Below are 19,757 nucleotides of genomic sequence, written 5' to 3' on the forward strand. Positions count from 1 at the left end.
CGGAAGGCCGCGCCCTCTCATGCCGGCTGGCCGAACAGCTCCCGCAGGACGTCCTCCATCGTCACCAGTCCCGAGAGGCGCCCGTCGCTGCCCATGACCGCCGCGAGGTGGGTGCGACTGCGCCGCATCGCCGTGAGGACGTCGTCGAGCGGTGTGCTCTCCCGGACACGTGCGATGGGCCGCATGTCCTGGACGCGGAACGGCAGATCGCGCGGTGTCGCGTCCAGCGCGTCCTTGACGTGGAGGTAGCCGACGATGCGGCGGCCGTCGTCGACGACGGGGAAGCGGGAGAAGCCGGACTCGGCGGACAGCCGCTCCAGCTCCTCCGGCGTGACGCCCACGCGCGCGTAGACGATGCGCTCCAGCGGGAGCACGACGTCGCGCACGGGCCGGCGGCCCAGTTCCAGCGCGTCGTGCAGCCGCTCCTGGGCACGGTTGTCGATGAGCCCGGCGGCGCGGGAGTCCTTGACCAGCAGGGCCAGCTCGTCGTCGGAGAAGGTCGCGGTGACCTCGCCCTTCGCCTCGACCCGCATCAGCTTCAGCAGCCCGTTCGCGAACGCGTTGATCGCGAAGATCACCGGGCGCAGCGCGCGGGAGAGCGCCACCAGCGGCGGGCCGAGCAGCAGCGCCGTGCGCACCGGCTCCGCGAGCGCGACGTTCTTCGGCACCATCTCGCCGAGCAGCATGTGCAGATACGTCGCCAGGGTGAGCGCGATGACGAAGGAGACCGCGTGGCCGGCGCTCTGCGACACCCCCACGGCATGGAACACCGGCTCCAGCAGGTGCGCGATCGCGGGCTCGGCCACGATGCCGAGGACCAGCGTGCACAGGGTGATGCCGAGCTGCGCGGCCGCCAGCAGCGCTGACACATGCTCCAGACCCCACAGCACGCTGCGCGCCCGTCGGTCGCCCTGCTCGGCGTGCGGCTCGATCTGGCTGCGGCGCACCGAGATCAGCGCGAACTCGGCGCCCACGAAGAAGGCGTTCACGACGAGCGTCGCCAAGCCGATCAGCAGTTGTACGGCGGTCACCGTTCCCCTTCCTCCGCGTCGAACGGCGCGTGCAGCAGCACGCGTGCGGCCCGCCGTCCCGAGGCGTCCACCACGTCGAGCCGCCACCCGGCGACCTCGACGGTGTCACCCACGGCGGGAATGCGGCCGAGCTCGGCCGCCACGAACCCGGCCAACGTCTCGTACGGCCCGTCGGGCACCCGCAGCCCGACCCGTGCCAGCTGGTCGGTGCGCGCGGACCCGTCGGCCGAGAACAGCGCGCGGCCCTCGTCGTCCGTGCCGACCGGCGCCAGGTCCGGCGTCTCGTGCGGGTCGTGCTCGTCCCGCACCTCGCCGACGACTTCCTCGACGATGTCCTCCAGGGTGGCGACCCCGGCCGTACCGCCGTACTCGTCGATGACCACGGCCATGGTGCGCTTGCCCACCAGCCGGTCAAGGAGCCGGTCGACTGTCAGCGACTCCGGGACGAGCAGGGGCTCGCGCATGATCTGGGAGACGGATGTCTGCGTCCGGCGTCCGGCGGGCACGGTCAGCACGTCCTTGATGTGCGCGACGCCGACCACCGAGTCGAGATTGCCCCGGTAGACGGGGAAGCGCGACAGACCCGTCGCCCGGGTCGCGTTCGCCACGTCCTCGCAGGTCGCCTGGACGTCCAGCGCGATGACCTGGACGCGCGGGGTCATCACGTTCTCCGCGGTCAGGTCGGCGAGGTTCAGTGTGCGCACGAACAGCTCGGCGGTGTCCGCCTCCAGTGCGCCCTGCTTGGCGGAGTGGCGGGCGAGAGCCACCAGCTCCTGGGGTCCGCGCGCGGAGGCCAGCTCCTCGGCGGGCTCGAGGCCAAAGCGTCGTACGAGATGGTTCGCCGTGTTGTTGAGATGGGTGATGAACGGGCGGAACGCGGCGCTGAACAGGCGTTGTGGCGTCGCCACCCGCTTGGCCACGGCGAGCGGTGAGGAGATCGCCCAGTTCTTGGGCACGAGCTCGCCGACGACCATCAGGAAGACCGTCGACAGGGCCGTACCGATCACCAGTGCCACCGAGGCCGACGCGGAGTGCGAGACGCCGACCGCCTCAAGCGGGCCGGCGATCAGCTTGGCGACGGACGGCTCGGCGAGCATGCCGACCACCAGGTTGGTGACGGTGATGCCGAGCTGCGCGCCGGACAACTGGAAGGTCAGATTCCGTACGGCCTTGAGGACGCCCGGCGCGCCGCGCTCACCGCGTTCGACGGCCCGCTCCAGCTCGCTGCGCTCGACCGTGGTCAGCGAGAACTCGGCCGCGACGAAGGCGCCACAGGCCAGCGACAGCACAACCGCCACCAGGAGGAGGAGCACTTCGGTCATCGGGTCACCTCCGTCCCATGATCGACCAGGGGCGGGGGGATCGCGCGATGTCGACGGCCGCCGTGCGGAGCACGGCACCGGATACTGGGAGGCTCGCCCATGGGCGGACGCTCACACCTTTCCTTGGAGGATCGAGTGGCCCTTCAATGGTAAAGGATGGGCAAAGGGACCTCCCTCGGGTGGTCGGTCAATGGGCCCCCTTCGGGTGGTCGGCCTCAGTCGCTGAGCGGCTTCACCCACCGGCGCCAGTTGTTTCTGGGGCGCGTACCCGGCGGCCCGCCACGCATGCTGCGCGGTCCCGTTCGGCTGGTATGCCGTCGCGTCTCCGCGACGGCCGCCGAGCCGCTCCCGAATGTCTGGGTCCTGCCCCTGCTCACAGCGGCTTGACCCAGCGCCGCCAGTGGTCCTCGCGATGGTAGCCAGCCGCGGCCCACGTGCGGTGTGCCTGTTCGTTGGCTTCCAGGACCATGGCGTCGACACGTCGCCCGCCCAGGGCGATGAATCGTTGTTCGGCTGCTTCCAGTAGAGCGGTGGCGATGCCTTGCCGGCGGCAGTCCGGGTGTACAGCCAGTCGGTACGCGGAGCATCGCCACCCGTCGAAGCCGGCTATGACGGTTCCCGTGAGGAGGCCGTCGCGCTCTGCGAGAAGCAGGGCTTCGGGGTCTCTTGTGACGAGTCGAGCCACGCCGTCGTGGTCGTCGCTGATGCTCGTTCCTTCCGCGGCTTCGCGCCAGAACTGCAGCACGGTGTCGATGTCCGAGAGAGTGGCGCAGCGGATGTGAAGATCGCTCATGGGGCGAGCCAAGCAGAGTGCCGGCCTGTCCGGCGAACGGTTTCCGTGCCGAGGAACGACCTTGGTGTGCTCCACTACCGGCGGCGTCAGGGCAGCACCGCATGCCGTCCCGGACCAGCAGGCCGGAATGGCCCCGGCGGTACGCGGCCAGCGTGGCCAGTTGCTCCGGGGCGGTTGACGCCCTTCACCCGGCCCGACACGGTCCAGCCCGACACGGTCCAGCCCGACACGGTTCAGATCGAGATCTGGCGCTCGGCGATCTGCCATGACAGCATCCGGTCGTCGTACGGCTGCGCCCCCTCCGGGCGGAAGACGACCCGCTTCTCCACCGCCCTGCGGTAACGCTTGGAGCCCGGCCTGCCCAGGCTCCCCGCCGTCAGGCCGCGGTGGCAATTGGCGCTCCATTCGTCGGCGGGCGAGGGGCTGAGCAGGTTGACGCCGAAGCGGAACGGACGCGGCATGAAATCTCCCTACGCGTCGGCGACTTGGCCTCGTCGGCGACTTGACCTCACGGGCGACTTGACCGCATGGGCGACCCGAGGCGAGGCAATCACTCGTGCGCGATGGCCGCCAGCACATTCATGCGGGAAGCACGCAACGCCGGCAGCAGCGCCGCGACGATGCCCACGACCGCCGAACCGATCACGACCGCGATGATCGTCGTCCAGGGGATGGCGAGCGCCTTCATGCCCTGCAACGCGAGTACCTGCTGTACACAGACGCCCCAGACGAGCCCCAGCGCCAGGCCGAGGACCGCGCCGAACACGGCGATCACCACCGACTCCAGGCGGATCATCCTGCGCAGCTGACGCCGGGCGAGCCCGATGGCGCGCAGCAGTCCGATCTCCCGGGTGCGCTCCACGACCGACAGGGCGAGCGTGTTGACCACACCGAGCACCGCGATGACGATCGCGAGTCCGAGCAGCGCGTACACGAGGTAGAGCAGCACCGCGATCTGATCGTGGATCAGCTTCTTGTAGTCGGCCTGGTCGCGGGCCTTCACCTGCGGATACGGGGCGAGGGTCTTCTCCAGACGTGAGCGCAGCTGGTCGGCACTGATGCCCGGGGCCGCGTTCACATACAGCGCGGAGTCCTGCCCGCCCGGCACGTACTTCTGGATCGTGTCGAAGCCGAAGTACAGGCCGCCTTGCACTCCGAAGCCCTCAGCGGCGTCCTGGTCGGTGAGCGCGGCCACCGTCAGCTCGGCCTTCCGCCCGGCCGGGAACTCGACGGGGATCGTGCTGCCGACTCGCACGTCGTGCTTCTTCGCGAAGCCCGCGTCCATGGCGATGTGCCCGTCCGCGAGCGCCGAAGCGGTGCCACCCTGGGCGTACGTGACATGGGCGACGTCGTCGAGTCGCGGATCGTAGGCCGCGGCGGTCGTCTTGACCTTCTTGCCGTCCGGCAGCCGCACCGCGACCGGCGTGAACCGCTGGCGCACGACGAGCCCGACGCCCTCGGTGCCGCGCACCTTGTCCGTGAGCTCATGGGAGAACGGCACGAAGTTGTCGTTCTGGAGCACGAAGTCGGCGCCCAGCGTCCTGTCGATCTGCTGGTCGAAGGACCTGCTCATGGACGCGCTGGCCACTGACATCCCGCCGACCAGGGCGAGTCCCACCATCAGCGCGGCGGCGGTGGCGCCCGTGCGCCGCGGATTGCGCAGCGCGTTGCGCTGGCTCATCCGGCCGACCGAGCCGAACAGCGCGGGGAAGGCCCCGCCCAGCACCCGGATCACCGGCCGCACCAGCAGCGGCCCCGCGATCACCATGGCGATGAGCGTCAGGACGACACCGAGGCCCAGCAGTGAGGCGGCCGTGGACGTCTTCGACGAGGCGGCACACCCCGCGAGCGCGGCGGCACCGGCCGCGCCGACGACCGCGCCCACCACGGCACGTACGCGCAACGGCCGTCCCACACCGGCGACTTCGGCGTCCGCGAGGGCCGCCATGGGGGAGACGCCCGCCGCGCGCCTGGCCGGGAGGTACGCGGCCACGAAGGTGACGCCGACTCCGACGACGTACGCCGCAACGGGTGTGACCCAGCCGATCACCATCTCGGTCGACTTGAGGTTCATGCCGAACGCGGTCATCAGCTTGATCAGCCCGATCGCGAGCCCGATCCCCGCCCCGAGACCGAGGGTCGAGCCGACCACGCCGAGGAGCAGCGCCTCGGTGAGCACCGACCGGCGCACCTGCCTCCGGTCGGCGCCCAGCGCACGCAACAGTCCTAGTTCACGGGTGCGTTGGGCGACCAGCATCGAGAACGTGTTGACGATCAAGAAGATTCCCACGAGCACAGCGATACCGGCGAAGCCGAGCATCACGTACTTGATCACGTCGAGGAAGCCGCCGAGTTGGGCGGCGGCCGACTTGGAGTGCTCCTCGGCCGTCTTCAAGTCGTAGGTCTTCGTCCCGAGTTCGGAGGCGATGCGCTGCTTGAGCGATGCGTCGCTGACACCCGGCGCGGCGTCCACGGAAATGCTCGTGGCAGCGGCGGGGCTGCCGAGCAGACGGGTCTGCGCGGTCGGGGTGTCGAGGAAGACCAGCGCGGCACCGGGATTGGTGGTGGTGAAGGTGGCGATCCCGACGATCCGCACCTTGAACGTGCCGGGCTGTGCCTGCACCGTCAGGGTGTCACCGATGCGGACATGCTTCTTCTTGGCGGTGTCCGCGTCCAGGAGTGCCTCGGCGTCCCCCTTCGGCTCATGGCCGGAGGTCAGCTTCACCGGGCTGCGTTCGGTGACCTCCCAGTTGGTGACGATGGTGGGAGCGCCCGTCGTCGGTCCGACTGACTCGCTGTGGCTGTCGACGACCGGGGCGTTCTCCACCGCCGCGTCCACATGGGTGGCGGCGACCCCGTCCACCTTTGCGAGCCGGCGCGCGAGCGAGGCGGGCACGGTCTCGGTTGCACCGGTCGGAATCCGCGAGCTGAGGTCGTTCTTCGGCTCCACGGTCACATCGGCCGACGTGGACGCGAAGAGCCGGTCGAAGGTGCGGGTCACCGTGTCCGAGAAGATGAGGCTGCCCGCGACGAACGCCACGGACAGGACGATGGCCAGCGCCGAGAGCAGCAGCCGCCCCTTGTGCGCGAAAAAGCTCCGCAGTGTCGCCTTGAGCACGAGCGCCTCAGTCCTTGTCGAGGGTCACGTCGCCGGAGCCGCCGGAGCCGGAGCCGACGGAGTCACCGGAGCCGCCGGAGTCACCGTCGGGAGCCGCGTCGCCGGTGCCGCCGCCCCCGCCGTCGAAGGTCACTCGCATCGTGTCAGACACGGGGGTCTGGGCGCGTCCCCCGGAAAAGAGGCGCATGCGCTCGAGCACCGCCTCCGCCGTAGGCCGCTCCATCTCGTCCACGATCCGCCCGTCCCCGAGGAAGAGCACCAGGTCGGAGTGGGCGGCGGCGCCTGGATCGTGCGTGACCATGACGACGGTCTGGCCCAGTTCGTCGACCGCCTCGCGCAGGAAGCCGAGCACTTCGAGCCCCGCGCGGGAGTCGAGGTTGCCGGTGGGCTCGTCGGCGAAGATCAGCTCGGGGCGCGAGGCGAGCGCCCGGGCGCAGGCGACGCGCTGCTGCTGGCCTCCGGACAGCTGCGCGGGCCGGTGCCCCAGCCGGTCACGCAGTCCCAGCGTGTCGATGACCTGGTCCAGCCACTTCTGGTCGGGCTTCTGTCCGGCGATGTCCATGGGCAGTGTGATGTTCTCGACCGCGTTCAGCGTCGGGATCAGGTTGAACGACTGGAACATGAACCCGATCCGGTCACGCCGCAGACGGGTCAGGTCGCGGTCCTTGAGCCCGGTGATCTCGGTGTCGCCAAGCCACACCTGTCCGGCCGAAACCGTGTCGAGCCCCGCCAGGCAGTGCATCAAGGTGGACTTTCCGGAGCCCGAGGGACCCATGACCGCCGTGAAACGGCCGCGCGTGATGTCCACGTCGACCGAGTCGAGGGCGAGCACCGTCGTCTCGCCCGAGCCGTACGCCTTGGTCAAGCCGCGGGCGCGGGCGGCGATCCCGTCCCCTTCCGCGCGGCCGAGATCCTGCTCCGCAGCAGCTGTGGACAAGACCGCCTCCTCAGTGATGGACATCCCGGCTCCCTTGTCCCGGCCGAGCGTAGTGTGACCCGGGGCACACCGGGTATCCCCCCGGTGCCCTCTTGCCGATGCTAGCGATCCGGCGCTAGCTTCGAGGTATGGCGAAGACCCAGCTGAACGTACGGGTGGACGAGGGCACGGCCCGGGCCGCCCGTGAGCGAGCCCTGGAGCGTGGGATGAGCGTGAACCGCTATATAGAGGAGCTGGTCAGACAGGACACCGGGGAGGTGGGCCACACCTTCGTGGAGGCCGCCGCCGATTTCATGAAGCAGTACGAGTCCGTCTTCGCCGAGGAATTCGGCGCGGACCGAGAAGGCACCCGCGAAGGTCGTCGTTGATCCCTTGAGCAGTCTCAGAGTCGACCTTGCCTGGCTCCTCATGATCGCCGAACAGAAGACGCCCGGAGATCCCCAGGTCACCGACTGGGGAGCCCTCGTCGCCGCCGTCAGCCGGCACGAGGCGGAGATTTTCGGCGTTCCCGTCTACGACAGCCCGTACACCCGCGCCGCCGCGCTCCTCCAGCTCCTGCTGCACGTCCCGGCGCTCGAACGCTCCAACGCGATGTTCGCCTCGGCCGTCGCGTACGCCTATCTCGTCGCGAGCGGCCTGAAGGTCGTCACCTCTCCCGAGCAGGTGCGCGAACTCGCCCGGCTGGTCAAGGCGGGCGACGCGACCGTGCACGACATCGCGCAGGCGCTGCGCCAGTGGAGCCTATGAGCCGTCGGTCTCCCTGAGCCCGGGGCGCCACGCGGTACCCAGCACACAGTACGAGGTGGGCAGCCGGGGCCCCTTCTCGGGCATCAGCAGCCGCCGGTACGGGCCGAGTTCGAACCCGGCGTCGCGCAGGGCGGCGATCGGGTCGCGGGCCAGATGGCAGCCGCCGTTCAGGCGCGGCCACACCGTACGGTCCAGGCCACGCTGAGTGAAGGTCATCGCGCGCCCGCCGCCCCTGCCGTGTTCGAAGAACCTCAGGGTGCCGCCCGGTCGCAGCACGCGCCGCAGTTCGGCGAGGGCGCGCTCCACATCACGGACGCTGCACAGCACCAGCGACAGCACGGCCGCGTCGAAGGCCTCGCTCTTGACCGGCAGCGCCTCCGCGGCACCGGGCACCACGTCGACGGGCACATCGGAGCGCAGGGCGGCCTCCACAGCCAACCGCCGCAGCAGCCGCTCGGGTTCGAGGGCGACGACCTCCGAGACGGTGCTCGGATAGTGCGCGAAGTTCAGGCCGTTGCCCGCGCCGATCTCGATGACCCGTCCGGACAGTCCGGCGAGCAGTTGGTCGCGGACCCCGCCCATGCCAAGCCGCGTCTCGGCACTCACGCTGATACGGGCGTAGTAGCGGGCGAACAGCGGATGGTGCACGGGATCCCGCGTCACCTTGCCGGAGCCGGCCGACCTGAGCGCCATGACGGACCTCCTGGGAGGATGTGCCTTGCCGTCATTCTCCCCCCAGGACGTCCGCCGCACTCGCCGGTCCGTCGGGGCGGGTCGCGCCCGCGCGGCGCAGCCGCACAAGGTCACGCCCCCGCGCCCCTTACGGAGCGCCGCTTTCCGCCGCCTCTAGGAGGCGTAGGACACCGCGAAGGCGCTCGCGCTCCAGTCTCCGCCCAGCCGAGGTGCCAGCCAACTCGGTGCCGCCGCACGGAAGTCGGCGGGTGGGTAGGCCCCCGCGCCCGACGGCACCGCGCCGAGCAGTGGGGCGTCGGCCACCATCGGGAGATCCGCGAGATTGCAACGGGACGCCAGGTCCACCTCGTTGGGCCAGCTGCCGATCACGATGCCCGCGAAGTCGAGCCCCCGGGACCGCAGTTCATGGGCCGTCAGTTCTGTCGTGTTCAAGGTGCCCAGGCCCGCTGAAGCGACCACCAGTACCGGTGCGTCGAGGAGTTGCGCCGCGTCGGCCAGGGTGCCGCCGTCGTCGTCGAGCCGGACGAGCAGGCCTCCCGCCCCCTCGACCAGTACGAGGTCGTGCTCGGTGGCGAGTTTGTCCGCCGCCTCCGCGACCTCCCGCGGACGCACCGGTGCGAGACCGGCGCGCCGCGCGGCGGTGCCGGGGGCCAACGGCTCCGGATAGCGGGCGAGTTCGAGCGTCGTCACGGCGCCCGCGAGGCGGGCCACCTCATCGGCGTCGCCGCGCTCGTGCGGACCTACACCGGTCTGTGCGGGCTTGAGCACGGCGACCGACCGTCCGGCGGCGAGGGCCGTGGCGGCGATCGCGGCGGTCGTGACCGTCTTGCCGACCTCCGTGCCTGTCCCCGTGATCACCAGTACCGGCATGTCATCCCTCCCGTGCCGCCGCGCACACCGCGCGCGCGATCCGTGCCAGGTCCGCGTCGCCCGTGACATACGGCGGCATCGTGTAGATGAGGTCGCGGAACGGCCGCAGCCACACGCCCTCGCGCACGGCGGCCGCCGTCGCCGCCTTCATGTCCACCTCGCGGTCGAGCTGGACGACTCCGATCGCTCCCAGGACACGTACGTCCCGGACTCCCGGCATCGAGGACGCCTCCGCCAGCCCCTCCCGCAACCCCGCCTCGATGCGCTTGACCTCGCTCTGCCAGTCCTGGCCGAGCAACAGGTCGATCGAGGCGCAGGCCACCGCGGCGGCCAGCGGATTGCCCATGAACGTGGGCCCGTGCGCGAGCACCGGGACCTCGCCGCGTGAAATGCCGTCGGCCACCCGCGAGGTGCAGAGCGTCGCCGCCATCGTCAGGTATCCGCCGGTCAGCGCCTTGCCGACGCACATCACGTCCGGAGTGACGCCCGCGTGGTCCGCCGCGAACAGCTTGCCCGTACGGCCGAAGCCGGTCGCGATCTCGTCGAAGACCAGCAGCACGTCATGCGCGTCGCAGGCCTCGCGCAGCACACGCAGATACGCGGGGGAGTGGAACCGCATCCCGCCCGCGCCCTGCACCACCGGCTCCACGATGACCGCGGCCAGCTCATCGGCGTGCCGCTCGATCAGCTCGCGCAGATGATCGGCGTACGACTCCTCGTACGCGACCGGCGGCGCGTCGGCGAACACCTGGCGCTGGAGGACGCCCTGCCACAGCTCGTGCATCCCGCCCTTGGGATCGCACACGGACATGGGCTGCCAGGTGTCCCCGTGATAGCCGCCGCGCCAGGTCAGCATGCGCTGTTTGCCGGGGCGGCCGAGCGAGCGCCAGTGCTGGAGGCACATCTTGACGGCGACCTCGACGGAGACCGAGCCGGAGTCGGCGAGGAAGACGTGCTCCAGGCCCTCGGGCGAGATGTCGACAAGGCGCTTCGCCAGTCGCACGGCGGGCTCGTGCGTGAGACCGCCGAACATGACATGGCTCATGCGCTCGAGCTGGCCGCGCGCCGCGTCGTTGAGGACCGGGTGGTTGTAGCCGTGGATGGCCGACCACCAGGACGACATGCCGTCGATCAGCTCGGCCGAGCCGTCGGCCAACCGTAGGCGCACGCCGCTCGCCGATTCCACGACCAGTGGCTCCTGGCGGCCGGGCATCGGCCCGTAGGGATGCCAGACGTGCCGCCGGTCGAGGTCGAGCAGCTCCCGCACGGACAGGTCAGGCATTGGGCGCGACATCCGTTCCGGCACCTCGACGGCGTACGGCGACGAGATCCGTACGCGCTTCCTGGACGACGGTCTCCTCGGCGGGCGAGCCACAGGGCCCGCACCCGGCGTCCGCGTGCGACCCGCATCCGGCGTCCGCCTGCGAGCCGCAACCGCCGCCCGCCGGAACCCGGTGCTCGGGCAGCGTCACCTCTCCCGCGCCCTCCACCTCGAACCCGGCGTCCGCGATCATGTCGAGGTCGGCCTTGCCGGCCTGGCCCTCACTGGTGAGGTAGTCGCCGAGGAAGATCGAGTTGGCCAGGTTCAGGGCCAGCGGCTGCAGGGTGCGCAGATGCACCTCGCGGCCGCCCGCGATGCGGACCTCGGCGTCCGGGCAGACGAAGCGGACCATCGCGAGGATCCGCAGACAGCGCTGTGGGGTGAGGTTCCACTCCTTGGCGAGCGGGGTGCCCTCGAAGGGGATCAGGAAGTTCACCGGAACGGAGTCCGGGTCGAGCGCGCGCAGCGCGTAGACGACGTCGACGAGGTCCTCGTCCGACTCGCCCATGCCGGCGATCAGGCCCGAGCAGGCGGACAGACCCGCCGCGTGCGCCTTCTGCACCGTGTCCACCCGGTCGGCGTACGTGTGGGTGGTCGTGATGTCCCCGTACGTCCCCTCGGAGGTGTTCAGGTTGTGGTTGTACGCGTCCGCGCCCGCCTCGCGCAGCCGCTCGGCCTGGCCGTCGGAGAGCAGGCCCAGGCAGGCGCACACCTCGACGTTCTCGTTGTTGTCCTTGATCGCCTTGATGGTGTCGGAGACCCGGTCCACGTCACGGTCCGTCGGACCGCGCCCGCTGGCCACCAGACAGACCCGCTTGGCGCCTCCGGCCAGGCCCGCCGCGGCGGCCTGCGAGGCCTCGTCGGGCTTGAGCCAGGTGTACTTCAGGATGTCGGCCTTGGAGCCGAGCCGCTGCGAGCAGTACGAGCAGTCCTCGGGGCACAGGCCCGACTTGAGGTTGACGAGGTAGTTGAGTTTCACCCGTCGGCCGAACCAGTGCCGGCGTACCTTGCCGGCCGCGGCCACCACGTCGAGCACGTCGTCGTCGGAGGTGGCCAGCACGGCCAGAGCTTCCTCGCGGGTCGGCAGCTCGCGCCGAAGCCCCTTGTCCACCAGCGTGTTCAGCAGGTCCATGAGGTCCGATCCTTGCCTATGCGACCGCTTCCGGCCAAGGAGAGATTGCACAACAGAGACGGTTCGACGTGTGGGTATTGCCACATCCTGGGCGGCTGGCCCGGCCGCTAGGGTCTGTGCACTGCCTACAAAACATCCGTCACCACGGCCCGGAGGACACATGGCGTTCGGCTGGATGGACGAGCAGGCCGAAGCGCGCCGCCGGGCCGGACTCGTCCGCACCCTCAGGCCGCGCCCCGCCGACTCGCCGCTCCTCGATCTCGCGAGCAACGACTACCTCGGTCTGGCCCGCCATCCGGAGATCACCGAGGCGGCGGCCCGGGCCGCGCGCCGGTGGGGCGGCGGCGCGACCGGCTCCCGGCTCGTCACGGGCACCACGGAACTGCACGCCGAGCTGGAACGCGAGCTGGCCGACTTCTGCGGTGCCGAGTCCGCGCTCGTCTTCTCGTCCGGATACGCGGCCAATCTCGCCGCCGTCACCGCGCTCGCGCCGCACGGCTCACTCGTCGTCTCGGACGCGGGCAACCATGCCTCATTGATCGACGGTTGCCGACTGGCCCGGGGCAGCACACAGGTCGTCGCGCACACCGACCCGGACGCCGTGCGCAAGGCGCTGGGCACTCACGAGGGGCCCGCCGTCGCCGTCTCCGACACGGTCTTCTCGGTGGACGGGGACGCGGCGCCGCTCGCCGAACTCGCCGTCGCCTGCCGGGAGTACGGGGCCGGACTGATCGTCGACGACGCGCACGGGCTCGGCGTCCTCGGCGACGGTGGCAGGGGCGCTCCGCACGCGGCGGGCCTCGCGGGCGCGGCGGACGTCGTGGTGACCGTCACGCTCTCCAAGTCCTTCGGCAGCCAGGGCGGGGCCGTCCTCGGCCCGGCCCCGGTCATCGACCACCTGGTCAACGCGGCACGCACGTTCATCTTCGACACCGGTCTCGCGCCCGCGGCGGCGGGCGCGGCTCTCGCGGCGCTCAGACTGCTGCGCCGCGAGCCGGAGCGCGCCGCACGGGCCCGCGCGGTGGCGACGGCGCTGCACACGCGCCTGACGGCCGAAGGCCTGCAAGCGGTACGTCCGGACGCCGCGGTCGTCTCCGTGCGCGCGCCGTCCGCCGAACGGGCCGTGCGGTGGGCGGCCGACTGCCGCGAGGCGGGACTCGCCGTCGGCTGCTTCCGTCCCCCGTCCGTGCCCGACGGCATCTCACGGCTGCGGCTGACCGCCCGCGCGGACCTCACCGACGAACAGATCGGCGACGCCGTACGGGTGATCAGCGCGACCCGGTGACGCTCAGCTGAGTCCGGTGATGAATCCCTCCCACGCGGCGGGAGCGAAGAGCAGGGCGGGGCCCGCCGTGTTCTTGGAATCGCGTACGGCGACGAGTCCGGCCCAGGGTCCTGGGCCCGGTCGCGCCGTCTCGACGCAGTTGTTCATTCCCGTACTTCGGCTGCTGCGCAGCCATCGCACGTCGTGCAGTGAAGTACTGGAAGGTACGTACCGAGGCATTGCGGTCATGGTGCCTCCTTACGCGCCGTCACCTATCCCGGCGATGTAATCCAACGAGTCCTCGGGCGAAAGGGCGTGGATCTGAAGGGCGTTGAAGGCCTCGCTGTAGGCCTGAAGGTCTTCTTTCCGTTCGAGGTAGAGGCTACTCGTCAAGTGGTCGAGAACAACCACATCCAGATCAGTTGTGTTCGGAAATGAGAAGATAACGAAAGGCCCGGTGATGCCGATGTGTGCACCGGCGGCGAACGGGAGTACCTGAAGCCGCACTTGGGGCAAGGTGGCCGCCTCCCGCAGCCGCAGCAGCTGCCGCGCCATGACGTCCCGACCGCCGACCCCCCGGTGCAGCACCGCCTCGTCCAGGACCGCGCTCAGTTCCAGCGGCGGATGCGAACGCAGCACGTCCTGGCGGGCCAGGCGTACCTCGACGAGCGCGTCGAGCTTGCCGTCCTCAAGTCCGCCCACGGCGGCCCGCGTCACCGCACGGGCGTACTCGGGTGTCTGCAACAGCCCCGGCACCACGGAGGTCTCCAGCGTGCGCATCCCGCTGGCCTGCGACTCAAGACTGATGAAATCGCGGTACGTCGAGGGCAGCACCCCCCGATAGGCGTGCCACCAGTGGTGCCGCCCGTTGCCCTCGGAACCCGCCAACACGACCAGAAGATCTCGTAATTCGGGATCCTCGACGGCGTAGGCGTCCAGCAGACGTTCCACGTCCGCCGGCTTCACTCCGCTGGTGCCCGTCTCGATCCGGCTCACCTTCGACTGGTGCCAGCCCAGCAGGCGGGCCGCCTCACCACTCGTGAGACCCGCATCGGCGCGCAGCGCGCGCAGTTCGGCACCGAGCTTGCGGCGGCGTACCGCGGGACCGTGCTGCATGGCCGTACTCCTTACTCCTTCCGAGCCGCCCAAATACGCTCTGTCGTCGCAGAGTTCACCGCTTCGAGCGACAGATATATGCATATCTTGGTGGATCGCTCCCGTGCCCGGCCCGGTAATGGCAGTCTGGCGCGAAGCACCAGTCCGGGACCGTACTCGAACCATCCGCTCCTTGTCGGACTCCGGTCCCGGTGGGAAAGGGACGACGTCGCCATGGCAGATCACCAGGAAGCATCCGTCACTCTGCCGAGCGATCCCGCTTCGGTCTCCGCGGCCCGGAAATTCGTCGCAGACGTGCTGGCCGAATGGGGCCTGCCGTGCGACTGCGAAGCCGCTGACACCGTACGCCTGATCGTGTCCGAACTAGCCACCAACGCCGTCCAGCACACGTTCGGGCAGTCGCCCACCTTCACGGTGGACGTCCGGCTCGACCGAGACGAACACCTGCGCATCGGAGTCACCGACAGCCACCCGCGCTTCCCCAAACGGCTGCCCGCCGCCGTCCAGCAGGACAACGGCCGCGGCATGGTGATCATCCGCTGGCTGACCTCCGAGTGCGGCGGCAGACTCACCGTCCGGCCCACCCGGGAGGGCGGCAAGACGGTCTCCATCCAGCTTCCCTGGACGGTACCGGTCGAGCCGGTGGCGGCCGGCGGGCCCCAAGGGCCTTAAAAAGAGCGTCAGTTGTCGTGCCGTTGCTGCCCGGCTCTTCCGAAGGCGCCGCGCAGCAGGGCCCGAAAGGCATCGGCCGCCGGGGCCGCCTCGTCGGTCCGGTGGACGACGGAGATCGTACGACGCAGATCTCCCGGTTCCAGCAGTCGGATGCCCACCGGGGTCGCCGCCGTCCTGGCCACCATCTCCGGTACGACCGCGACGCCGAGCCCCGCGCTGACCAGCGCGCAGACGAGGGCGTACCCCGGAGTCTCGACCAGTACCGAAGGGGCGGCTCCGGCCCGGGCGAGCGCGGCCTCCACGCCCTGCCGGGCCGGATGGTCGGGAGCCATGCTGATCAGCGGCTGACCGGCGAGCCCGGTCAGCGGCAGCCGCGCGGAGCCACCCGCGAGAACATGCCCCGGAGCGGTCACCAGCACCAACTCCTCGACCAGCACCGGCTCCAGACGTACGGACGACGGGAGGGGCACGGGCGGCGCGGGCTGATAGGTGTGCGTCAGCGCCAGGTCCACTTCGCCCGCCGCGACCGCCGAAACGCCCTCCGGAGGCTCATAGCCCGCGACCGTGAGCTGCACGTCCGGGTGAGCGCGGCGAAACGCACTGAGCACGGGCGGCAGCAGATGGATGCCCGCCGTCTGGAAGGTGCCGAGCCGCAGAGTGCCGCCCGACAATCCCGCCAGGAGCGCCAGTTCGTGCCGGGCGCGCTCCATCTCGGCGAGGACCCGGCGAGCCCGCGTCACCAGCAGCTCGCCCGCGCCCGTCAGCCGCGCCCCCCGATGGGACCGCACCAGCAGGGTCGCTCCCGCCTCCCGCTCCAGCTTCGCCAACTGCTGGGAGAGCGCGGGCGGGGTAAAGCCGAGGCGCTCCGCGGCCCGGGTGATCGACCCCGCCTCGGCGACCGCCACCAGCGCCGCGAGCCGTGTCGGGTCGTACATCTGGTCTCTCCTGGGCCGGTGGCAGGACGCCTGGTATAAACGATTGCTTAAGGCAGACCCAGGATAGTCGATATATGTCCTATAGGCCCGGCGCGGGCAGTCTGGTGCTCATGGACATACAGCTCGCCGCCTTCACCGTGGTCGCCGCCGGCATGGTCGCCATGCCGGGCGCCGACTTCACCGTCGTCGTACGCAACGCTCTCGTCTCGCGCCGGGCCGGAGTCGCGTGTGCGCTCGGGGTCGCGGGCGGACTGCTGGTGCACACGGCGCTGGCCGTCGCCGGGGTCGCCGCGGTCCTCACCGCCGTGCCCGCGCTGTTCCGGGCGCTCCAGCTCCTCGGCGGCGCCTACGTGCTGTACCTGGGGGTGCGCACCCTGCGCTCGCTGGGACGGCTGCGGGAGGCGGAGCCAGAGGAGACGACGTCCGGCGGGCGGCCGCTGCGGCAGGGCTTCGTCACCAACGCGCTCAACCCGAAGGCGCCGATCACCTTCCTCAGCCTGCTGCCGCAGTTCGTGCCCGCGGGCAGTCCCGCGATGCCCCGCACCCTGCTGCTGGCGCTGATCGTGGTCGTCCTCGCCCTGGTGTGGTTCCCGGCGGTCGCGCTGCTGGTGGACCGGCTCGGACGGTGGCTGCGCAGGCCTCGGGCCGCCCGGGCCGTGGAGGCGGTCACCGGCGGCGCGCTCACCCTTCTCGGTGTGGTGCTCGTCCTGGAGACCGTGAGGCTCTGACGCCACGCTGCACCAGCCGGGGCAGCACGCCCCACAGGGACAGACAGACGGCCAGCGTGCCCGCGCCCGCGGCGATCCCGGCTCCGCGCCCCAGCGTCACGTCCACGACGAGGAGCACCGATCCGGTGAACGCCAGCATCAGCACGTACAGACCCAGGTGGGCGAGGCGGGAGGAGACCCGCACGATGGTGGGCTTGGCGTTCTGCTGGAACAGCGACCGGTGCAGGGCGGCGGGGCTCGTGAAGAGGGCGGCGGCCAGTACGGCGAGCAGCAGCGTGGTGACGTACGTGGCGCGCTGCGCCGTGTCGAGGGACGGGAAGCGCTGGGTGAAGGCCAGGGTCAGCAGGAAGGCGAACAGGATCTGGACCCCGGTCTGGGTGACGCGCAGTTCCTGGAGAAGCTCGGCGAAATTGCGGTCCGCCCGTTCGAGGGGCGTCTCGTTGCGAGCGGGCTTCTCGTTCTGGCCGGGCGGCTGGTTGTGGCCAGGCGTCTCGCTGCGGGGAGGCGTCTCGTCGTGAGTGGTGCGGGGGCGTTGGTCGACCATGGGGAACGAGTAACCACTCTGACCCGTGTTTCACGCCCCTGGGGGCGGCGGCCCGCGCCGCCGCCCTCAGAGCGGGTCAGCTCACCCGGCCGTACCAGACGCTCCTCGTCCAGATCCTCTCGAGCTTCACGACCTCCCCCGTCTTCGGGGAGTGCCATATCTTTCCCTTCCCGGCGTAGATGCCGACGTGATACACGTTCCGGCCCGAGTGGAAGAAGACGAGGTCTCCGGCCTTGCGGTGCGAAGCGGAGACATGGTGCGTCTTGTTGTACTGCGCCGCGGCCGTACGAGGCAGCTTCTTGCCCGCCTTCTTGAACGAGTAGAGCGTGAACCCGGAGCAGTCGAAGCGGCGTGGTCCTGTGGCGCCCCACTTGTAGGGGGAGCCTTTCTTGGAAGCCGCGACCTGAAGTGCCTTCGTCGCGAGCGTGGCCGCCTGGGCGTCGGGTGCGACGCCAGGGACCACGAGGCTGCCGCCCACAGCGGCGATGGTGAGCGCCGAGGCCGTACCGGCCCGGGTCCACAGCGACGGGACACGATTGAGCGCAGTCATGCGCAACCCTTCGTCAGCCGCCTGTGAAGGATGACCTGTCGGATTCGGGCTGGCGAAGTTGCCCGGCCGCGTGCTGCGGCTTCACCCCAAGGACCGCCCGGAAGCTCTCCGGCGGCCCGTAGTGCTGGGTCCTCCACTCCTGCCGATGCACATCTGTCGACCGGTCATCCGGGCGGCGGCAGGACTCGGCGTCCGCCCGGACCGCCCCGCCGTTGTGGCGGGGGCTTGTCGTCGGAAGGGATCTTCACGCATAACTGTCAGAAAATCCGAATGGAATCGGTGGTTTGTGGGGTTACTCACCACTCACCCGTTCGGGTGGACACCCCTCTGTTCGACCGGGTGTTGGGGTGGCCGACCACGCTCGTACCAGCGACGGAAGGCTTCATTCCGCCTCTGCGCTACGCGCGTTGCGCAACTCTTACGCCCTCCTGAGAGGACCCGTGACTACTCCATCAGGGGGTACGCCATCTGGTCCGTTTGAAGCCCGGGCCGGACGCTCCGCCGACACGGCGCGAGCGGCGGCCCGGGTGTGGGTGCGTCAACTGTCGGAGTGCGGCGGCACCGTGACCCGGGCCGCCCGCCGCTCGCCGTCGAGGACCCGCAGGGCCTGGGCCAGAGTCGGGGCATGCACCTCGCTCTCGCCGCGCTGATGCATCAGCGTGAGGGCGTCCCGCAGCGCGGTGGCCTTGCCGACCAGTGCCTGAGCGGCCCTCAGGCCCCGGTAGGTGTCTCCCGGGCGGGCCGGGTTGATGCGGCCGAGCAGATCGACCACGTCGAGATAACGGTCGATCAACTCGGCCTCCGCGCGTGTCAGCGCGGGCAGCGGAGGCAGTTCGGGTGGGAGCATCGGCCGATCACCTCGCGCCGGGCGCGGTGCGCGAGGCCTTGCGGCTCGGGATGATCCGGTCGACGAGGCCGTACGCCACCGCCGCCGGCGCGTCCAGGATCTTGTCCCGCTCGATGTCCGCGGCGACCCGCTCCGGGCTCTGTCCCGTGTGCCGTACGAGCATCTCCTCGAGCATCCTTCGGGTGCGCAGCAACTCCTCGGACTGGATGACCAGATCGCTCGCCTGGCCCTGGACCGGCTCGGGAAGTGAGGGCTGGTGGATGAGTACGCGGGCGCCGGGCAGCGCGAACCGTTTGCCGGGCGTGCCCCCGGCCAGCAGCACGGCCGCGGCCGACGCGGCCTGCCCCAGGCAGACGGTCTCCACGTCGCAGGTGACGAACCGCATCGTGTCGTAGACCGCGGTCATCGCGCTGAACGAGCCGCCGGGGGAGTTGATGTAGAGCGAGACGTCCTGATCCGGGGCCAGGTACTCGAGGTACATGAACTGTGCCATCACATCGTTCGCCGAGGTGTCGTCGATCGGCGTCCCGAGGAACACGATCCGCTCGTCGAGCAGCTTCGAGTACGGATCCAGGGTCCGCCGGCCCGCACTGGTGCGTTCGGTGAACTCCGGCAGGACATGGCGGGCGGACGGGTCGTTCATGGCTCGCGCCTCCTCTGGGGGACTCCTGGGGGACCCTCCTGTCAAAAATGTACAGGACGTACAATGCCTGTCGGCAGGGTGCTCGCTGACAGCGAAAAAACGAGGAGATCGTCCGCTCCGAGAGGGGTGTCAGGGACCGGTCTAAGCTGGACGGCATGGCCTACGAGATTCCGGTGACGCAAGCCAGGGCTGAGCTCGCCGATCTGATCAACCGCGTGGTGTACGGCGGTGAGCGCGTCGTCGTGACGCGGCACGGGAAGCCTCTCGTCGCCCTGGTCTCCGCCGCCGACCTGGAGCGCCTCGAAGAGCTCGAGGAGCCCGCGGAGGAGCAGGTGATCAGTGCCCTCTCCAGTGTCCGCGAGGTCGCGTCCGCGCCGCGCGAGCGCCAGCGGTTCGGTATCGCCGCCGAGCACCGGGGGCCCAACGCGTCGTAAGAGCAGGGCGGTTCACCTGAATGCGGTGTGCCGATGACAAGGAGACCGTGCGCCCCCGCC

23 protein-coding genes, 1 pseudogene and 1 riboswitch are annotated in these 19,757 nt (G+C 70.4%); of the genes and pseudogenes, 6 read left to right on the forward strand and 18 right to left on the reverse strand.

Annotated elements, in window-relative coordinates; all coding sequences use genetic code 11:
* Nucleotides 1–17 precede the first annotated feature (17 nt).
* From AB0D27_RS09130 to AB0D27_RS09160, 7 genes and pseudogenes are all read right to left on the reverse strand, one after another.
* Complete coding sequence (locus AB0D27_RS09130) at nt 18–1,031, reverse strand: hemolysin family protein (protein ID WP_362504276.1); 1,014 nt, start codon at nt 1,029–1,031, stop codon at nt 18–20.
* Complete coding sequence (locus AB0D27_RS09135) at nt 1,028–2,353, reverse strand: hemolysin family protein (RefSeq protein ID WP_362504279.1); 1,326 nt, start codon at nt 2,351–2,353, stop codon at nt 1,028–1,030. Before AB0D27_RS09135 ends, AB0D27_RS09130 begins: the two co-directional genes overlap by 4 nt.
* 215 nt (nt 2,354–2,568) lie before the next feature.
* Nucleotides 2,569–2,698 (reverse strand): annotated as a pseudogene (locus tag AB0D27_RS09140) (GNAT family N-acetyltransferase); the annotation flags it as partial.
* 28 nt (nt 2,699–2,726) lie between these two features.
* Complete coding sequence (locus AB0D27_RS09145) at nt 2,727–3,146, reverse strand: GNAT family N-acetyltransferase (RefSeq protein WP_362504282.1); 420 nt, start codon at nt 3,144–3,146, stop codon at nt 2,727–2,729.
* A gap of 233 nt (nt 3,147–3,379) precedes the next feature.
* Nucleotides 3,380–3,607, reverse strand: coding sequence for a hypothetical protein (locus AB0D27_RS09150; protein ID WP_362504285.1), 228 nt, complete (start codon nt 3,605–3,607; stop codon nt 3,380–3,382).
* 89 nt (nt 3,608–3,696) lie between these two features.
* The gene (locus AB0D27_RS09155) at nt 3,697–6,264 is read right to left on the reverse strand and encodes an FtsX-like permease family protein (protein ID WP_362504288.1); all 2,568 of its coding nucleotides are present in this window, start codon (nt 6,262–6,264) and stop codon (nt 3,697–3,699) included.
* Nucleotides 6,265–6,271: 7 nt separating this feature from the next.
* A complete protein-coding gene (locus AB0D27_RS09160) occupies nt 6,272–7,201 on the reverse strand; it encodes an ABC transporter ATP-binding protein (protein ID WP_362504353.1) in 930 nt (309 codons plus the stop codon).
* Nucleotides 7,202–7,329: 128 nt separating this feature from the next.
* Here AB0D27_RS09160 and AB0D27_RS09165 point away from each other — a divergent pair, with 128 nt between their 5' ends.
* Both AB0D27_RS09165 and AB0D27_RS09170 read left to right on the forward strand, forming a co-directional pair.
* Nucleotides 7,330–7,569, forward strand: a complete 240-nt coding sequence (locus tag AB0D27_RS09165; protein WP_028800409.1) for a toxin-antitoxin system antitoxin component — start codon at nt 7,330–7,332, stop codon at nt 7,567–7,569.
* 4 nt (nt 7,570–7,573) lie between these two features.
* Complete coding sequence (locus AB0D27_RS09170; RefSeq protein WP_362504291.1) at nt 7,574–7,948, forward strand: fic family toxin-antitoxin system, toxin component; 375 nt, start codon at nt 7,574–7,576, stop codon at nt 7,946–7,948.
* Here AB0D27_RS09170 and AB0D27_RS09175 read toward each other — a convergent pair.
* The 4 genes from AB0D27_RS09175 to bioB form a co-directional block, all read right to left on the reverse strand.
* Nucleotides 7,943–8,641, reverse strand: a complete 699-nt coding sequence (locus AB0D27_RS09175) for a class I SAM-dependent methyltransferase (protein ID WP_362504294.1) — start codon at nt 8,639–8,641, stop codon at nt 7,943–7,945. The two genes, AB0D27_RS09170 and AB0D27_RS09175, sit on opposite strands and share 6 nt — an antisense overlap.
* A 153-nt stretch (nt 8,642–8,794) precedes the next feature.
* Complete coding sequence (gene bioD, locus AB0D27_RS09180; RefSeq protein ID WP_362504297.1) at nt 8,795–9,511, reverse strand: dethiobiotin synthase; 717 nt, start codon at nt 9,509–9,511, stop codon at nt 8,795–8,797.
* 1 nt (nt 9,512) lies between these two features.
* Nucleotides 9,513–10,793 carry an adenosylmethionine--8-amino-7-oxononanoate transaminase gene (locus AB0D27_RS09185; RefSeq protein WP_362504300.1) on the reverse strand — a complete coding sequence of 427 codons (1,281 nt, stop codon included), beginning with the start codon at nt 10,791–10,793 and terminating at the stop codon, nt 9,513–9,515.
* Nucleotides 10,786–11,964 (reverse strand): biotin synthase BioB, encoded by a 1,179-nt coding sequence (gene bioB / locus AB0D27_RS09190; protein ID WP_362504303.1) that lies wholly within the window; start codon nt 11,962–11,964, stop codon nt 10,786–10,788. The genes AB0D27_RS09185 and bioB overlap by 8 nt, the downstream gene beginning before the upstream one ends.
* Before the next feature lie 160 nt (nt 11,965–12,124).
* Here bioB and AB0D27_RS09195 point away from each other — a divergent pair, with 160 nt between their 5' ends.
* Nucleotides 12,125–13,249, forward strand: a complete 1,125-nt coding sequence (locus AB0D27_RS09195; RefSeq protein WP_362504305.1) for an 8-amino-7-oxononanoate synthase — start codon at nt 12,125–12,127, stop codon at nt 13,247–13,249.
* A 3-nt stretch (nt 13,250–13,252) separates the two neighbouring features.
* Here the strand turns inward: AB0D27_RS09195 and AB0D27_RS09200 are convergent, their stop codons facing one another.
* On the reverse strand, nt 13,253–13,477 hold the full coding sequence (locus AB0D27_RS09200) for a DUF397 domain-containing protein (protein WP_362504308.1): 225 nt from the start codon (nt 13,475–13,477) through the stop codon (nt 13,253–13,255).
* Nucleotides 13,478–13,486: 9 nt separating this feature from the next.
* Nucleotides 13,487–14,344, reverse strand: coding sequence for a helix-turn-helix transcriptional regulator (locus AB0D27_RS09205; RefSeq protein WP_362504312.1), 858 nt, complete (start codon nt 14,342–14,344; stop codon nt 13,487–13,489).
* A 213-nt stretch (nt 14,345–14,557) separates the two neighbouring features.
* On the opposite strand from AB0D27_RS09205, the gene AB0D27_RS09210 reads away from it, so the two are divergent.
* Nucleotides 14,558–15,016, forward strand: coding sequence for an ATP-binding protein (locus AB0D27_RS09210; RefSeq protein WP_362504315.1), 459 nt, complete (start codon nt 14,558–14,560; stop codon nt 15,014–15,016).
* An 8-nt stretch (nt 15,017–15,024) separates the two neighbouring features.
* Here the strand turns inward: AB0D27_RS09210 and AB0D27_RS09215 are convergent, their stop codons facing one another.
* Complete coding sequence (locus AB0D27_RS09215) at nt 15,025–15,951, reverse strand: LysR family transcriptional regulator (protein ID WP_362504318.1); 927 nt, start codon at nt 15,949–15,951, stop codon at nt 15,025–15,027.
* 110 nt (nt 15,952–16,061) lie between these two features.
* On the opposite strand from AB0D27_RS09215, the gene AB0D27_RS09220 reads away from it, so the two are divergent.
* On the forward strand, nt 16,062–16,679 hold the full coding sequence (locus AB0D27_RS09220) for a LysE family translocator (RefSeq protein ID WP_362504356.1): 618 nt from the start codon (nt 16,062–16,064) through the stop codon (nt 16,677–16,679).
* Here the strand turns inward: AB0D27_RS09220 and AB0D27_RS09225 are convergent.
* The 4 genes from AB0D27_RS09225 to AB0D27_RS09240 all read right to left on the reverse strand — a co-directional run bounded on the left by AB0D27_RS09225 (nt 16,633) and on the right by AB0D27_RS09240 (nt 19,263).
* Nucleotides 16,633–17,223 (reverse strand): DUF6328 family protein, encoded by a 591-nt coding sequence (locus AB0D27_RS09225; RefSeq protein ID WP_362504321.1) that lies wholly within the window; start codon nt 17,221–17,223, stop codon nt 16,633–16,635. The genes AB0D27_RS09220 and AB0D27_RS09225 overlap by 47 nt on opposite strands.
* A 76-nt stretch (nt 17,224–17,299) precedes the next feature.
* Nucleotides 17,300–17,773, reverse strand: a complete 474-nt coding sequence (locus tag AB0D27_RS09230; protein ID WP_362504323.1) for a C40 family peptidase — start codon at nt 17,771–17,773, stop codon at nt 17,300–17,302.
* A gap of 3 nt (nt 17,774–17,776) precedes the next feature.
* A riboswitch (cyclic di-AMP (ydaO/yuaA leader) is annotated at nt 17,777–17,942 on the reverse strand.
* Nucleotides 17,943–18,311: 369 nt separating this feature from the next.
* Nucleotides 18,312–18,620, reverse strand: coding sequence for a hypothetical protein (locus AB0D27_RS09235; protein WP_362504326.1), 309 nt, complete (start codon nt 18,618–18,620; stop codon nt 18,312–18,314).
* Nucleotides 18,621–18,627: 7 nt separating this feature from the next.
* Nucleotides 18,628–19,263, reverse strand: coding sequence for an ATP-dependent Clp protease proteolytic subunit (locus AB0D27_RS09240; protein WP_362504329.1), 636 nt, complete (start codon nt 19,261–19,263; stop codon nt 18,628–18,630).
* Between the two features lie 155 nt (nt 19,264–19,418).
* Between AB0D27_RS09240 and AB0D27_RS09245 the strand changes: the two genes are divergently transcribed.
* A complete protein-coding gene (locus AB0D27_RS09245) occupies nt 19,419–19,697 on the forward strand; it encodes a type II toxin-antitoxin system Phd/YefM family antitoxin (protein WP_362504332.1) in 279 nt (92 codons plus the stop codon).
* Nucleotides 19,698–19,757: the final 60 nt, after the last annotated feature.

The organism is Streptomyces sp. NPDC048415 (genome assembly GCF_040651675.1).
Lineage (GTDB): Bacteria > Actinomycetota > Actinomycetes > Streptomycetales > Streptomycetaceae > Streptomyces.

Coding starts and splice junctions, on each gene's coding strand:
- AB0D27_RS09175 (WP_362504294.1), bottom strand. CDS start 8,641: ATGGCGCTCAGGTCGGCCGGCTCCGGCAAGGTGACGCGGGATCCCGTG.
- AB0D27_RS09195 (WP_362504305.1), top strand. CDS start 12,125: ATGGCGTTCGGCTGGATGGACGAGCAGGCCGAAGCGCGCCGCCGGGCC.
- AB0D27_RS09145 (WP_362504282.1), bottom strand. CDS start 3,146: ATGAGCGATCTTCACATCCGCTGCGCCACTCTCTCGGACATCGACACC.
- AB0D27_RS09205 (WP_362504312.1), bottom strand. CDS start 14,344: ATGCAGCACGGTCCCGCGGTACGCCGCCGCAAGCTCGGTGCCGAACTG.
- AB0D27_RS09165 (WP_028800409.1), top strand. CDS start 7,330: ATGGCGAAGACCCAGCTGAACGTACGGGTGGACGAGGGCACGGCCCGG.
- bioB (WP_362504303.1), bottom strand. CDS start 11,964: ATGGACCTGCTGAACACGCTGGTGGACAAGGGGCTTCGGCGCGAGCTG.
- AB0D27_RS09215 (WP_362504318.1), bottom strand. CDS start 15,951: ATGTACGACCCGACACGGCTCGCGGCGCTGGTGGCGGTCGCCGAGGCG.
- AB0D27_RS09245 (WP_362504332.1), top strand. CDS start 19,419: ATGGCCTACGAGATTCCGGTGACGCAAGCCAGGGCTGAGCTCGCCGAT.
- AB0D27_RS09210 (WP_362504315.1), top strand. CDS start 14,558: ATGGCAGATCACCAGGAAGCATCCGTCACTCTGCCGAGCGATCCCGCT.
- AB0D27_RS09230 (WP_362504323.1), bottom strand. CDS start 17,773: ATGACTGCGCTCAATCGTGTCCCGTCGCTGTGGACCCGGGCCGGTACG.
- AB0D27_RS09150 (WP_362504285.1), bottom strand. CDS start 3,607: ATGCCGCGTCCGTTCCGCTTCGGCGTCAACCTGCTCAGCCCCTCGCCC.
- AB0D27_RS09235 (WP_362504326.1), bottom strand. CDS start 18,620: ATGCTCCCACCCGAACTGCCTCCGCTGCCCGCGCTGACACGCGCGGAG.
- AB0D27_RS09185 (WP_362504300.1), bottom strand. CDS start 10,793: ATGCCTGACCTGTCCGTGCGGGAGCTGCTCGACCTCGACCGGCGGCAC.
- AB0D27_RS09220 (WP_362504356.1), top strand. CDS start 16,062: ATGGACATACAGCTCGCCGCCTTCACCGTGGTCGCCGCCGGCATGGTC.
- AB0D27_RS09200 (WP_362504308.1), bottom strand. CDS start 13,477: ATGACCGCAATGCCTCGGTACGTACCTTCCAGTACTTCACTGCACGAC.
- AB0D27_RS09240 (WP_362504329.1), bottom strand. CDS start 19,263: ATGAACGACCCGTCCGCCCGCCATGTCCTGCCGGAGTTCACCGAACGC.
- AB0D27_RS09135 (WP_362504279.1), bottom strand. CDS start 2,353: ATGACCGAAGTGCTCCTCCTCCTGGTGGCGGTTGTGCTGTCGCTGGCC.
- AB0D27_RS09225 (WP_362504321.1), bottom strand. CDS start 17,223: ATGGTCGACCAACGCCCCCGCACCACTCACGACGAGACGCCTCCCCGC.
- bioD (WP_362504297.1), bottom strand. CDS start 9,511: ATGCCGGTACTGGTGATCACGGGGACAGGCACGGAGGTCGGCAAGACG.